The following is a 12,553-nucleotide window of genomic DNA, read 5'->3' as shown; positions in this document are numbered from 1 at the left end:
GCCATTCCTATCCATGACCGCGCTGAAGACGCTCGCCATCGCCAACTACCGCTCGCTGCGCGAGCTGATCGTGCCGCTCGCGGCGCTCACCGTCGTCACGGGGCCGAACGGCAGCGGCAAGTCGAGCGTGTACCGCGCGCTGCGGCTGCTCGCCGACACCGCGCAGGGCCGCGTGATTCCGTCGCTCGCGCGCGAAGGCGGGCTGCCGTCGACGCTGTGGGCCGGCCCCGAGCGCTTTTCGCGCGCGATGCTGAACGGCGACACGCCGGTGACCGGCACGGTGCGCAGCGGGCCCGTGAGCCTCAGGCTCGGTTTTGCCGGCGACGATTTCGGCTATGCGATCGATCTCGGTCTGCCGGCACCGAGCCGTTCGCAGTTCGCGCTCGATCCCGTCGTGAAGCGCGAATGCATCTGGGGCGGCGCGCTGCTGCGCCCGTCGACGCTGCTGGTCGACCGGCAGGGCGCGCAGATTCGCGCGCGCACCGCCTCGGGCGACTGGCACACGGTGCCGCAGCCGGTCGCGAGCTTCGACAGCATGATGACCGAGTTCGCCGATCCGGTCGGCGCGCCGGAGATGATCGCGGTGCGCGAGCGGATCCGCTCGTGGCGTTTCTACGATCATTTCCGGACCGACGCGCAGGCGCCCGCGCGCCAGTCGCACATCGGCACGCACACGCCGGTGCTCGCGGACGACGGTGCCGACCTGGCCGCCGCGCTGCAGACGATCCGCGAGATCGGGGACGCCGCCGCGCTCGACGCGGCGATCGACGACGCGTTCCCCGGCGCGTCGGTTGACATCGACAATCCGGGCGGCCGCGGCCGCTTCGACGTGCTGATGCGCCAGCCGGGGCTGCTGCGGCCGCTGTCGGCGGCCGAGCTGTCGGACGGCACGCTGCGCTACCTGTTGCTCGCGGCGGCGCTGCTGACGCCGCGGCCGCCCGCGCTGATGGTGCTGAACGAACCGGAAACGAGCCTGCATCCCGATCTGCTGCCGGCGCTCGGCCGCCTGATCGCGCAGGCGGCCGGGCGTTCGCAGGTGCTGGTCGTGTCGCACGCGGCGCGGCTCATCGCGACGCTCGAGCGCGAGGCCGGTTGCGCGTCGCTGGTGCTCGACAAGCAGCTGGGCGCGACCGTGCTCGTCGACGCGGACACGCGCGACCTGCCGCCGTGGAAGTGGCCGTCGCGCTGACGGGCACGGTCAGGCTGGCCGGGATCGCCGCGGCGGGCGGGCGAGGCCGGACAGGCGGGGCGGTACGCCCGCATCGGCGCCGCACGGGAGGGCACCCGGCAGAATGTATCCGGTCTGTAACAACCCCCATAAAATGCAAGACCGGCGCTTCCGGGCCTCGGGATCGCGAATAATAATGAGATATCCGGCCGGCCCGCTCGTACGGGATGGGGCGCGCACGAGCGCACCTGCCGGCCGACCGAGGACACAGGAGACGTGGATCATGAGAATTGCCCAGATCGCCCCGCTGACCGAATCCGTGCCGCCGAAGCTGTACGGCGGCACGGAGCGCGTCGTGTCCTACATCACCGAGGCGCTGGTCGATCTCGGTCATGACGTGACGCTGTTCGCGAGCGGCGATTCGACGACACGGGCGAAGCTCGAACCGGTATGGCCGCGCGCGCTGCGGCTCGACTCGTCGATCCGCGACCGGGTCGCGCCGCACATGCTGCTGATGGAGACGGTCGCGCGCCGCGCGAAGGACTTCGACGTGCTCCATTTCCACATGGACTACTACTCGTTTTCGGTCTTCAACCGGCAGGAAACGCCGTTCGTCACGACGCTGCATGGCCGGCTCGACCTGCCCGAGCAGCAGCCGGTGTTCGACACCTTCAACACCGCGCCGGTGATCTCGATCTCGAACGCGCAGCGCCAGCCGCTGCCGCAGGCGAAGTGGCTGACGACCGTCTACCACGGGCTGCCCGAGACGATGTACCTGCCGCAGCCCGTCGAGCCGCGCTATCTCGCGTTCCTCGGCCGTATTTCGCCGGAGAAGCGGGTCGACACCGCGATTCGCATCGCGCGCCAGTGCGGGCTGCCGATCCGGATCGCTGCGAAGATCGACGCGGCCGACCAGGAGTACTTCGAGCGCGAGATCAAGCCGCTGTTCGCGCTGCCGCACGTCGAGTACATCGGCGAGATCGCCGACCACCAGAAGGCCGAATTCCTGTCGGGCGCGCATGCGCTGCTGTTTCCGATCGACTGGCCGGAGCCGTTCGGGCTGGTAATGATCGAGGCGATGTCGTGCGGCACGCCGGTGATCGCGTTCAATCGCGGCGCCGTGCCGGAAGTCGTGGACGAGGGCGTGTCGGGTTTCATCGTCGAGGACGAGATCAGCGCGGTGGCCGCCGTGAACCGGCTGCACCTGTTGCCGCGCGCACGCGTGCGGCAGCGCTTCGAGGCGCGCTTCACGTCGCGCCGGATGGCGCAGCAGTACGTCGACGTGTACCAGTCGCTGATTCGCGCGCAGAAGCGCTCGCGCTTCAAGGTGATCGATTCGACGACCTGAGCCGCTGCGCGCGCACATGAAAAAACGGCGATGCCCGCAAGGACATCGCCGTTTGTCTGTCGCCCGCGCGCGGGGCGCACGGGCGAGGCTGCCGCAGCGTCAGATCTTCAGCTTCGTGACCTTCGTGCCGTTGATCGACACGTCGCCCATCAGGCCGGCGTTCGTCAGCACGATGACCTGGACCGGTGCGGTGGCCGTGGTCGTGTCGACCGCGCCGTTCGCGCCCATCTTCACGAGCGCGACCGAGGCGCCGGCGCCCGCTGCCCAGCCGTCCGAGCCGCGGAATTCGTCGAGCGCGTCCTGCGTCATGAACAGGAACACGATCGCCTTCGACTGCGCGCCGGCTTGCAGGCCGACCGACAGCGACGACGTGTTGTAGTACCCGACGGTGCTGCCGCCGACGCGCAGCGCGCCGTTGCCGGACTGGCCGCCGACGATGAAGCCGGCCTGGATCACGTCCGGGAAGACCAGCACGCCGCGCGACTTCGCGACGAGTTCACGCGAACCCTTGACCGTGGAGTACATGCGCGACAGCGTGGCGTCGACGCTCGAATCGATCGCCTGACGCTTCGACGCGTTGGTTGCGGCGTTGTCGGGCTTGTCGGGGGTGGTGGTGCAACCGGTGAGCGCGAGGCTACCGACGATGAGCGCAGCGGCGGCTTTCAGCACAAGATTCCGTTTTTGCATCGTTCTTCTCCATCGGATGATGTTCGGAGTGAGTCTCGCTCAAGGAGCGGATCACGTCGGCAGTTATATCACAGTGGATTACAACCCCTTTTCGTTCGGACGTGAAAAAGCGTCAAATCGTTTTCGGGTGTCGCGGCGCGCCAACGGCCGGATCGGCGCGCGCCGGCGCGTCGCGCGTACGGTCGGCGGCGGGCAAGGAAAGACAGGGCGCGCGGGCAGGGCCCGCGGCGTCAGTGCGGGACGGGCGGCACCGGCGGCTTGATCGGCGGGCGCCGCAGCGCGCGGCGGATCAGCGCGATCACCACACCGCACGCGAACAGGAACGCGGCCGGCACGACCCAGTAGCCGACGAATGCATGCCACAGATAGCCGGCGAGCGTGTTGCGGCGCACCACGTATTCGTCGCGGGCCGCCTGCTGGCGTGCCGCGTTGGCCGCGAGCACGTCGGCCGGGCAACCGGCCGCGTGCGCTTCGTCAGGATCGCCATGGCACTTCGCGGCGGCGCCGGCCGCCTGCTGCGCGTCGGTGAGCTGCCAGGTGGTCAGGGCGAGCTGCAGATCGGCCTTGTTGTACGCCATTTCCTCGCGGATCTCGCGCACGGCGACGATCGCGACGGGCACGGCCCAGAATACGATCACGATCACCCAGCGGCGGAACCAGCGGTGTTGTCTCCATGCCATCCATGCCTCCGTTTGACGCGGCGTGCGCGTTCGTCTGAGGGCGGCCCGATGGCGCGTCTTGTACTTGGATGGGCCGCGTTGCAGCCATCATAGAAGAAAACGCGGCGAATTGCCGCATCGTGTGCGGCATTCGCGCGGCGTGCCGGGGAAGCGGGGCGGGAAGGCGGCGGTGTGGGGGGCGTGTGTGTGCGTGCGCTGCGGCGCGGTTGTCGCCGGGCGGCCGACGCGGCGACGCATCCGCTGCCGGGTCGCGCGCGCCGCCGTGCGTGCAGCGAAAACAAAAATGCCGCGCCCGCCGAAGCGGTGCGCGGCATTCGAGACGGGAGCGCCGGGGTTCAGGCGGCCGGCTGGCTGCTCAGGCAGCTCTTCATGAATGCCTTGCGGTCGTCGCCCTTCTTGTCGGCGGCCTGGGTGTTGCAGGCCTTCATCTTTTCCTGCTGCGTCATCTTCTTCGCGGGCTTGGCCGACAGGCAGTCCTTCATGAACGCCTTGCGTTCGTCGCCCGTCTTGCCGGCGGCCTGGGTGTTACAGGCCTTCATCTTGTCCTGCTGGCTGTTCGCGGCGAAAGCCGGGGAAGCCAGCATGCCGCCGAGAAGTACTGCGGCTACGAGCGATTGGATTTTCATTTCGACACTCCCATGGGGTGAATTGCGTTTTATATCGACGCCGTCACGAAACCCGGCGCAACGGGAACAGGGCCGCATCGCGCCGTGCGCTCCGATTATGGCAAATCAATGTGAAAACACCAAAACGGCCTTCCTATAACGCCGCGGGCGGCGCGACCGTTGACGGCGGATGGGTGCCGGCGATCGGGACAAACCATGACGCGGGGCGGCCGATATCGATACTGCGCGCCGGTCCTACCGGATGCCGGCCGTGAGCCATTACAATCGCGGCCATGAATACTCCGAACCCCGCTTTTCCCCCGTCCGCGGCAGCCTTGCCGCGTATCGCCGTACTCGCCACCGGCGGCACGATCGCCGGCGCCGCGCCGGACGCGACCAGCACCGCCGGCTATCAGGCCGGCGCGCTCGGCGTCAATTTCCTGCTCGACGCGGTGCCGGCGCTCGCATCGGTCGCGCGCGTCGACGCGGAGCAGATCGCCAGCATCGACAGCAAGGATCTCGCGCTGCCGCTGTGGAACACGCTCGCCGCGCGCATCGACGCGCTGATGGCCGATCCGGACATCGACGGCATCGTGATCACGCATGGCACCGACACGCTCGAGGAAACCGCGTACGCGCTGCATCTGGTCGTGACCGGCGACAAGCCCGTCGTGCTGACCGCCGCGATGCGGCCGGCCACCGCGCTGTCGTCCGACGGCCCGCTGAACCTGCTGAACGCGGTGACGGTCGCCGCTCATCCGGCCGCGCGCGGGCAGGGTGTGCTTGTCGCGTTCAACAACCGGATCCACGGCGCGCGCGACGTCGTGAAGACGAGCACCTATGCGGTCGACGCATTCCAGACGCCGGAGCTCGGCGCGCTCGGCTGGGTGCAGGACGGCCGCGTCGAATTCGCGCGCCGCGTCACGCGTTCGCGCGATGCGCAACTGGCGATCGCCGCTGCGTGGCCGTGGGTCGAAATCGTCACTAGCTATGCGGGCGTGACGCGCACGGCCGTCGATGCGCTCGTTGCGGCCGGCGTGCGCGGGCTCGTCGTCGCGGGCACCGGCAACGGGTCGATTCATGCGACGCTGCAGGCGGCACTCGCCGATGCGGTGAACGCGGGGGTCGCCGTGGTGCGCGCGTCGCGCGTCGGCTCGGGCCACGTGATGCGCAACGGTGCCGCGAACGACGACGCGTTCGGCTTCGTGAGCGCCGGGTCGCTGAGCCCGTTCAAGGCGCGCGTGCTGCTGATGCTCGCGCTCGCGAACGGCATTCGGGGCCGCGACGCGCTGCAACGCGCATTCGATACGCTGTAGCCGATGGCTGCCCGTCGGGCGGTGTGCGTGACGCATGAAACGACATGCTGTCACACGAATGAAAAAGGCAGGCCGACGGCCTGCCTTTTTTACGTCAGTGCTGCGCGAGTGCTCAGGACTGCGGCGGAATCACGAGCTTCTGGCCCGGGTAGATCCGGTCCGGGCTCGACAGCATCGGCTTGTTCGCCTCGAAGATCACCGGGTACTTGTTCGCGTCGCCATACACTTCCTTGGCGATCGCCGACAGCGTGTCACCCGACTTCACGTCGTGGTACTGAACTTGCGGATCGTCCGGCTGCAGATCGTCGTCGTTCACGCCCGCGACGCCTTGCACGTTGCCGGCCGCGACCTTGACCTTCGCCTTCGTGTCGAGATCGGCGACGCTGCCCGACAGCGTGACCGTGCGCGACGCACCGTCGAACGCGACGGTCAGGTTCGACGTGTCGAGACCTTGCGTGCTGATGTAGTTCTTGATGGCATCGGCCGCGGTCTGGTTCGCGGCATTCGGATCGGCTGCCGCTTGCTCGTCGGCATGACCCAGCAGTTTTTCACCCGCCTCTTTGATAAACGAAAGAAGACCCATCGCTGCACTCCCTAGGTGGTTGAAAAGGAAACGCGCCGTGAAGTGGCGAAAAAAACACCGCGCTGGACGCGGCCACCGAAGGTGAGCGCAAGCGCGGCGGATTTCTCGAAAGGCGTGGCGAAAGTGTAGGCGTTCATCGCGACGATTGCATGAAAAATCGCACGCACGAACGTAAAGAAGTGTAATACGCGAAATCCGACAGGCGGACACCCAACGACGACGTCTGACCGACCAAGGCTTCCCCGGCGCCGCCGGGTGCCGCTGCGGACCCCACCACGCCGCTCTCAGCCCAGAGCGGCGTTTTTCGCCCCGCCGCGCATGCGTTTGGCAATGCGCGGCGGGGCGCCCCACCGTGATGCGCGCGTGCACGCGCATCGATGCGACCGGCCGCGAGCCGGTTCGCGTGTATTCGTCGCGCGCGTTCGCCATTGCGGCGAAACGCGCGCCGTTGCAGCCGCGTTACGCGGCCGGCGTCTGGCCGATTTCGAAGTTCGACATGATCTCGAGCGCACGCACGAGTGCCGAGTGATCCCATGCCTTGCCGCCGTGCGATGCGCACACGCTGAACAGTTGCTGCGCGCTTGCCGTGTGCGGCAGTGCGAGACCGAGCTTGCGTGCGCCGTCGAGGGCGAGGTTCAGGTCCTTCTGGTGCAGCTCGATGCGGAAGCCCGGATCGAACGTGCGCTTGGTCATGCGCGCGCCGTGCACTTCGAGGATGCGCGATGCGGCGAAACCGCCCATCAGCGCCTGGCGCACGCGCTCCGGATCGGCGCCCGAGCGCGCGGCGAACAGCAGCGCCTCGCCGACCGCTTCGATGTTCAGCGCGACGATGATCTGGTTCGCGACCTTGCAGGTCTGGCCCGCACCGTTGTCGCCGACGAGCGTGATGTTCTTGCCCATCTTCTCGAACAGCGGCTTCGCGCGCTCGAAGGCCTGCTCCGGGCCGCCGACCATGATCGTGAGCGTCGCTTCGCGTGCGCCGACTTCGCCGCCGGACACCGGCGCGTCGAGGTAGTCGCAGCCGAGCGCGTTGATCTGCTTCGCGAATGCCTGCGTGTCGAGCGGCGAGATCGAGCTCATGTCGATCACCAGCTTGCCGGCGCTCAGGCCCTTCGCGACGCCGTCGTCGGCGAACAGCACGTTACGGACGTCGGGCGTGTCCGGGACCATCGAGATGATGATGTCGGCGTTCTGCGCGACTTCGGTCGAGTTCGCGACGACCTTGGCGCTTGCGCGCAGGTCGTCCGGAATCGGGAACGCACCGTTCACGACGAGCTGATGATCGCCCTTGAGCAGGTTGCGCGCCATGTGCGCGCCCATGATGCCGAGGCCGATGAAACCGATGGTTGCCATGTGAAAGTCTCCTTGTAGGGGCGGATGCGGGAAGGGCGGATCTCAGGCGGCGCGACGCGCCGAGCCCGGTGCGCAGCCGGCGACGCTTTGCAGCCAGCCGAGCCCTTCCGTCGTGGTGGTGCGGGGCTTGTATTCGCAGCCGACGTAGCCGGCATAGCCGAGCCGGTCGAGCAGCGCGAACAGGAACGCGTAGTTGATCTCGCCCGTACCCGGCTCGTTGCGGCCCGGGTTGTCCGCAAGCTGGACGTGGCCGATCGATGCGAGGTTGCGTTCGATCGTCGCGGCCAGTTCGCCTTCCATGCGCTGCATGTGATAGATGTCGTACTGCAGGAACAGGTTGTCCGAGCCGACCGCGCGGATCACGTCGAGCCCTTCGGACGAGCGGTTCAGCGCGAAGCCCGGGATGTCGAAGCTGTTGCACGGCTCGACGAGCAGGCGGATGCCTTCGCGCTTCAGCGCATCGGCGGCGAAGCGCAGGTTGTCGACGATCGTCACGAAGGTCTTGTCGCGCGCCGTGCTGGCCGACGGGATGCCGACGAGGCAGTTCAGTTGCGGCACCTTCAGCGCCTTCGCGTACTCGATCGCACGGCCCACGCCTTCCTGGAACTCGCCGACGCGATCGGGCAGGCACGCGATGCCGCGCTCGCCCTGGTCCCAGTTGCCGGCGGGCAGGTTGTGCAGCACGAGGCGCAGGCGGTGCGTTTCGAGCCGCTCGGCGAGTTCCTCTTTCGCGTACGGGTACGGGAACAGGAACTCGACGGCGTCGAAGCCCGCGTCGGCGGCCGCCTTGAAGCGGTCGAGGAACGGCACTTCGTTGAACAGCATGGTCAGGTTTGCAGCAAACTTCGGCATGAGCTAAGCCTCTTCGGTCGGTCAGTCAAAAAATGTCGTGCGGATCAGTCGAGCATCGAGATCGCGGTCGGCGCATGCTCGGCCTTTTCGGCGAGCTCTTCGAATTCGTTGATCGCGTCGATCTCGGTGCCCATCGAAATGTTCGTCACGCGCTCGAGGATCACTTCGACGACCACCGGCACGCTGAACTCTTCCGCGAGCGTTTGCGCCTGACGCAGCGCCGGCTCGATCTCTTCCGGCTTGAACACGCGCAGCGCCTTGCAGCCGAGGCCCTCGGCAACCGCCACGTGATCGACGCCATAGCCGTTCAGCTCCGGTGCGTTCACGTTGTCGAATGCGAGCTGCACGCAGTAGTCCATGTCGAACGCACGCTGTGCCTGGCGGATCAGCCCGAGGTACGAGTTGTTCACGACGACGTGCACGTACGGCAGCTTGAATTGCGCGCCGGCGGCCAGCTCTTCGATCATGAACTGGAAGTCGTAGTCGCCGGACAGCGCGACGATCGGGCGGCGCGGATCAGCGGCACGCACGCCGAGCGCGGCGGGGATCGTCCAGCCGAGCGGGCCCGCCTGGCCGCAGTTGATCCAGTTGCGCGCCTTGAACACGTGCAGGAACTGCGCGGCGGCGATCTGCGACAGGCCGATCGTGCTGACGTAGCAGGTATCGCGGCCGAACACCTTGTTCATCTCTTCGTACACGCGCTGCGGCTTGACCGGCACGTTGTCGAAGTGGGTCTTGCGCTGCAGCGTGCGCTTGCGCTCCTGGCATTCCGAGACCCATGCGCTGCGGTCCTTCAGCTTGCCGGCCGCCTTCCATTCCTGTGCGACGGCGACGAACAGTTCGAGCGCGGCCTTCGCATCGGACACGATGCCGAGATCCGGGCCGAACACGCGGCCGATCTGCGTCGGCTCGATGTCGACGTGCACGAACTTGCGGCCCTTCGTGTAGACCTCGACGCTGCCCGTGTGACGGTTCGCCCAGCGGTTGCCGATGCCCAGCACGAAGTCGGACGCGAGCATCGTGGCGTTGCCGTAGCGGTGCGACGTCTGCAGGCCGACCATGCCGGCCATCAGCGGATGGTCGTCGGCAATCGCGCCCCACGACATCAGCGTCGGGATCACCGGCACGCCGATCGTTTCGGCGAACTGCACGAGCAGGTCTTCGGCTGCCGCGTTGAGCACGCCGCCGCCCGACACGATCAGCGGCTTGTCCGCGTCGTTGAGCATCGCGAGCGCCTTCTCGATCTGCGCGCGGGTGGCCGCGGGCTTGTAGACCGGCAGCGGTTCATACGTGTCGATGTCGAACTCGATCTCGGCGAGCTGCACGTCGATCGGCAGGTCGATCAGCACCGGGCCCGGACGGCCCGAGCGCATCAGGTGGAAGGCCTGCTGGAACACGCGCGGCACGAGCGCCGGTTCGCGCACGGTGACGGCCCACTTCGTGACGGGCTTCGCGATCGACTCGATGTCGACGGCCTGGAAGTCTTCCTTGTACAGGCGCGCCCGCGGTGCCTGGCCCGTGATCGCGAGGATCGGAATCGAGTCGGCCGATGCGGAGTAGAGACCGGTGATCATGTCGGTGCCGGCGGGGCCCGACGTGCCGATGCACACGCCGATGTTGCCCGGTGCCGCACGCGTGAAGCCTTCGGCCATGTGCGACGCGCCTTCGACGTGGCGAGCCAGCACGTGGCTGATGCCGCCCGACTTGCGCATCGCGGAATAGAACGGGTTGATTGCCGCGCCCGGCACGCCGAACGCGGTCTGGATGCCTTCCTTCTCGAGCACGAGTACGGCTGCGTCGACGGCTCTCATCTTGGCCATGAATGTCTCCTTGAATGGTGGAATCTTGCGAATCGGTCTGTTGGGGACACTTTAGGGTTGCAGGAAAGGTTTGATAAGATCAGCCGAAGTCGCTTATTTCGAAACTAAAAGTATGGAATGACCGCCGGCCGGGGTTTCCCGCCGACGTCGGAACCGGGACGGAGACAACAGATGGATCGCTTCAAGCAGATCGAGACGTTCGTGCGGGTCGCGGACGCGGGCAGCCTCGCGGCCGCCGCGCTCGAGGAGGGGGTGTCGCCGGTGGTGCTCGGGCGGCGCATCGACGCGCTCGAGAAGCGCCTCGGCGTGAAGCTGATGTACCGCTCGACGCGGCGGCTGGTGGTCAGCGAGGAGGGCACCGCGTTTCTCGAACGCTGCCGCGGGCTGTTGTCCGAATGGGACCAGGCCGAAAACGAACTGGCCGCGGGGCGCCGCGCGGTCAGCGGGCACCTGATCGTGTCGGCGCCGGCCGCGTTCGGCCGCAAGCACGTCGCGCCACACGCGCCCGGGTTCCTGGTCGACAAGCCCGAGATGCAGCTGTCGTTCAACCTGACCGATCGCGTCGTGGATCTCGTGCGCGAAGGCTACGACCTGTCGATCCGGATCGGCGGCTCGGTCGATCCGAACTTCGTCGCGGTGAAGCTCGCGTCGAACCGGCGCGTCGTATGCGGCACGCCCGAGTATTTCCGCCGGCACGGCCGGCCGAAATCGCTCGACGACCTGCTCAAGCACAACTGTCTTGCGTTCAACCTGCAGGGCGGCCAGAACCGCGGCTGGTATTTCCAGCGCCACGGCAAGATTGCGACGATGCGCGTGACCGGCAATCTCGACTGCAACGACGGCGAGCTGCTGCACCGCTGGGTCGCCGAAAGCCTCGGGCTCGGCTGGCGTTCGACCTGGGAAATCGCCGCGCAGCTCGAAACGGGCGAACTCGAGACGGTACTCGACGAATACGCGCTGCCGGACTACGACATCCTCGCGGTCTACCCGCAGCAGCGCTATGTGCCCGCGCGCGTGCGCTACTTCATCGACTACCTGCGCGATGCATACGCGCGCCCCGGCTACTGGAGCAGCACGCCGTAACGGCTGCGGCAACGCCGGTTTTTTATGCTTCATCGGCCTTTCGCGGGAATAAACTCGATGCGATGGCGGTAAGGTCATCGAGCGCGCACGCTGCCGGTCCGTCCGGGCGGCGTGCGGGAGCGGGCGCGGCTTCGGCCGCCGGGACCAGGGAGGCCATGTGGGGCAAGCCGGACAGGCGGTCGACGAGCGGACGGACGATGCGCTGGCGCGCGCCGAGCGGTTTCGCGCGCTCGTGCTGCCGCATCTCGACGCCGCGTACAACCTGGCGCGCTGGCTGAGCGGCAATGCGGGCGATGCCGACGACGTGGTCCAGGATGCCTGCATGCGTGCGTTGCGTTTCGTCGATGCGTGCCGCGGCGACAACGCACGGCCGTGGCTGCTGACGATCGTGCGTCACACCTGGTACACCGAGTGGCGCCGCCGGACCCACGCGCACGAAGTCGCGCTGCCCGACGCGCTCGACGACACCGAGGTTCCCGACGACTGGCAACCGGCGACCGGAGATCCGCTCGCCGAGCTGCTGCGCGGGGAGAACGCACGGCGCGTGAATGCGGCGCTCGCGCAGTTGCCGCCCGAATATCGCGAGGTGCTGGTGCTGCGCGAGATGGAGGATTTGAGCTACCGCGAGATCGCGGCGGTCGCCGACATGCCGGTCGGCACCGTGATGTCGCGGCTCGCGCGCGGCCGGCGCCGGCTGGCCGCGTTGCTGGGCGACGCGCGATCGTCGGCGGGCGCGAGCAAGCCGGCGCGGGCGTCGGCGGGCGGAACCGCAGCGGAGGCGAGCGATGGACTGTAACGAAGCGCGAGCGCTGCTCGACGCGGATGTCGACCGCGAGCTGTCGGCGCCCGACGCGTTGCGCGTCCAGCGGCACGTCGACGGTTGCGACGCATGCCGCCGCGAACGCGAACGGATCGTCGCGTTGGGGCGCGCCGTGCGGCAGGCCGACTATTACCGGGCGCCGGATGCGCTGCGGGCGAGCATCCTTGCCGCGTTGCCGGCGGCGGGCGACGCGGCGGCGGCGCGCGGGCCATCCCGTGCGGAGCCGGGGCCCGACGCT

Annotated in this window: 14 protein-coding genes; 6 read left to right on the top strand and 8 right to left on the bottom strand. The window is 67.9% G+C overall.

The window, feature by feature from the left end; all coding sequences use genetic code 11:
* The first annotated feature begins 13 nt into the window (after positions 1–13).
* Together BME24068_RS13595 and BME24068_RS13590 are read left to right on the top strand one after the other, a co-directional pair.
* Positions 14–1,189, top strand: coding sequence for an AAA family ATPase (locus tag BME24068_RS13595; RefSeq protein ID WP_096503077.1), 1,176 nt, complete (start codon positions 14–16; stop codon positions 1,187–1,189).
* Between the two features lie 262 nt (positions 1,190–1,451).
* Entirely contained in the window at positions 1,452–2,516 is a 1,065-nt protein-coding gene (locus BME24068_RS13590; protein ID WP_174926393.1) for a glycosyltransferase family 4 protein, read from the top strand.
* Positions 2,517–2,615: 99 nt separating this feature from the next.
* Here the strand turns inward: BME24068_RS13590 and BME24068_RS13585 are convergent, their stop codons facing one another.
* The 3 genes from BME24068_RS13585 to BME24068_RS13575 form a co-directional block, all read right to left on the bottom strand.
* Positions 2,616–3,203, bottom strand: coding sequence for a BPSL1445 family SYLF domain-containing lipoprotein (locus tag BME24068_RS13585; protein WP_096503073.1), 588 nt, complete (start codon positions 3,201–3,203; stop codon positions 2,616–2,618).
* Positions 3,204–3,433: 230 nt separating this feature from the next.
* On the bottom strand, positions 3,434–3,883 hold the full coding sequence (locus tag BME24068_RS13580; RefSeq protein WP_162826239.1) for a hypothetical protein: 450 nt from the start codon (positions 3,881–3,883) through the stop codon (positions 3,434–3,436).
* Positions 3,884–4,218: 335 nt separating this feature from the next.
* The gene (locus BME24068_RS13575) at positions 4,219–4,509 is read right to left on the bottom strand and encodes a PsiF family protein (RefSeq protein WP_006402283.1); all 291 of its coding nucleotides are present in this window, start codon (positions 4,507–4,509) and stop codon (positions 4,219–4,221) included.
* A 272-nt stretch (positions 4,510–4,781) separates the two neighbouring features.
* Between BME24068_RS13575 and BME24068_RS13570 the strand changes: the two genes are divergently transcribed.
* The gene (locus BME24068_RS13570; protein WP_174926392.1) at positions 4,782–5,804 is read left to right on the top strand and encodes an asparaginase; all 1,023 of its coding nucleotides are present in this window, start codon (positions 4,782–4,784) and stop codon (positions 5,802–5,804) included.
* A gap of 112 nt (positions 5,805–5,916) precedes the next feature.
* On the opposite strand, the gene lysM is transcribed toward BME24068_RS13570, so the two are convergent.
* The 5 genes from lysM to gcl all read right to left on the bottom strand — a co-directional run bounded on the left by lysM (position 5,917) and on the right by gcl (position 10,412).
* Positions 5,917–6,387, bottom strand: a complete 471-nt coding sequence (gene lysM, locus BME24068_RS13565) for a peptidoglycan-binding protein LysM (protein WP_096503069.1) — start codon at positions 6,385–6,387, stop codon at positions 5,917–5,919.
* Positions 6,388–6,398: 11 nt separating this feature from the next.
* Positions 6,399–6,524: a hypothetical protein gene (locus BME24068_RS35290; RefSeq protein ID WP_264161748.1), complete on the bottom strand. Its 126-nt coding sequence runs from the start codon at positions 6,522–6,524 to the stop codon at positions 6,399–6,401.
* A gap of 322 nt (positions 6,525–6,846) precedes the next feature.
* Positions 6,847–7,740, bottom strand: a complete 894-nt coding sequence (locus tag BME24068_RS13555; RefSeq protein ID WP_174926391.1) for a 2-hydroxy-3-oxopropionate reductase — start codon at positions 7,738–7,740, stop codon at positions 6,847–6,849.
* Between the two features lie 42 nt (positions 7,741–7,782).
* Positions 7,783–8,592, bottom strand: coding sequence for a hydroxypyruvate isomerase (gene hyi / locus BME24068_RS13550; protein WP_011657073.1), 810 nt, complete (start codon positions 8,590–8,592; stop codon positions 7,783–7,785).
* 44 nt (positions 8,593–8,636) lie between these two features.
* Positions 8,637–10,412 carry a glyoxylate carboligase gene (gcl, locus tag BME24068_RS13545; RefSeq protein WP_174926390.1) on the bottom strand — a complete coding sequence of 592 codons (1,776 nt, stop codon included), beginning with the start codon at positions 10,410–10,412 and terminating at the stop codon, positions 8,637–8,639.
* Positions 10,413–10,583: 171 nt separating this feature from the next.
* On the opposite strand from gcl, the gene BME24068_RS13540 reads away from it, so the two are divergent.
* The 3 genes from BME24068_RS13540 to BME24068_RS13530 all read left to right on the top strand — a co-directional run.
* Positions 10,584–11,495 carry a LysR family transcriptional regulator gene (locus tag BME24068_RS13540; RefSeq protein WP_096503063.1) on the top strand — a complete coding sequence of 304 codons (912 nt, stop codon included), beginning with the start codon at positions 10,584–10,586 and terminating at the stop codon, positions 11,493–11,495.
* Positions 11,496–11,652: 157 nt separating this feature from the next.
* Positions 11,653–12,291: an RNA polymerase sigma factor gene (locus BME24068_RS13535; protein ID WP_174926389.1), complete on the top strand. Its 639-nt coding sequence runs from the start codon at positions 11,653–11,655 to the stop codon at positions 12,289–12,291.
* Positions 12,281–12,553: anti-sigma factor family protein (locus BME24068_RS13530; RefSeq protein WP_174926388.1), on the top strand; the 273-nt coding region annotated here is incomplete at its 3' end. The genes BME24068_RS13535 and BME24068_RS13530, both read left to right, overlap by 11 nt.

The sequence above is a fragment of the Burkholderia anthina genome, from assembly GCF_902498995.1.
Lineage (GTDB): Bacteria > Pseudomonadota > Gammaproteobacteria > Burkholderiales > Burkholderiaceae > Burkholderia > Burkholderia anthina.
The sequence above is the reverse complement of the archived record's forward strand: the minus strand, read 5'-3'. Positions and strand labels throughout refer to the sequence as shown.

What these genes read in the sequence shown, in the direction of transcription:
- BME24068_RS13595 (WP_096503077.1), top strand. Translation starts at nt 14, where the DNA reads ATGACCGCGCTGAAGACGCTCGCCATCGCCAACTACCGCTCGCTGCGC.
- BME24068_RS13590 (WP_174926393.1), top strand. Translation starts at nt 1,452, where the DNA reads ATGAGAATTGCCCAGATCGCCCCGCTGACCGAATCCGTGCCGCCGAAG.
- BME24068_RS13585 (WP_096503073.1), bottom strand. Translation starts at nt 3,203, where the DNA reads ATGCAAAAACGGAATCTTGTGCTGAAAGCCGCCGCTGCGCTCATCGTC.
- BME24068_RS13580 (WP_162826239.1), bottom strand. Translation starts at nt 3,883, where the DNA reads ATGGCATGGAGACAACACCGCTGGTTCCGCCGCTGGGTGATCGTGATC.
- BME24068_RS13575 (WP_006402283.1), bottom strand. Translation starts at nt 4,509, where the DNA reads ATGAAAATCCAATCGCTCGTAGCCGCAGTACTTCTCGGCGGCATGCTG.
- BME24068_RS13570 (WP_174926392.1), top strand. Translation starts at nt 4,782, where the DNA reads ATGAATACTCCGAACCCCGCTTTTCCCCCGTCCGCGGCAGCCTTGCCG.
- lysM (WP_096503069.1), bottom strand. Translation starts at nt 6,387, where the DNA reads ATGGGTCTTCTTTCGTTTATCAAAGAGGCGGGTGAAAAACTGCTGGGT.
- BME24068_RS35290 (WP_264161748.1), bottom strand. Translation starts at nt 6,524, where the DNA reads ATGAACGCCTACACTTTCGCCACGCCTTTCGAGAAATCCGCCGCGCTT.
- BME24068_RS13555 (WP_174926391.1), bottom strand. Translation starts at nt 7,740, where the DNA reads ATGGCAACCATCGGTTTCATCGGCCTCGGCATCATGGGCGCGCACATG.
- hyi (WP_011657073.1), bottom strand. Translation starts at nt 8,592, where the DNA reads ATGCCGAAGTTTGCTGCAAACCTGACCATGCTGTTCAACGAAGTGCCG.
- gcl (WP_174926390.1), bottom strand. Translation starts at nt 10,412, where the DNA reads ATGGCCAAGATGAGAGCCGTCGACGCAGCCGTACTCGTGCTCGAGAAG.
- BME24068_RS13540 (WP_096503063.1), top strand. Translation starts at nt 10,584, where the DNA reads ATGGATCGCTTCAAGCAGATCGAGACGTTCGTGCGGGTCGCGGACGCG.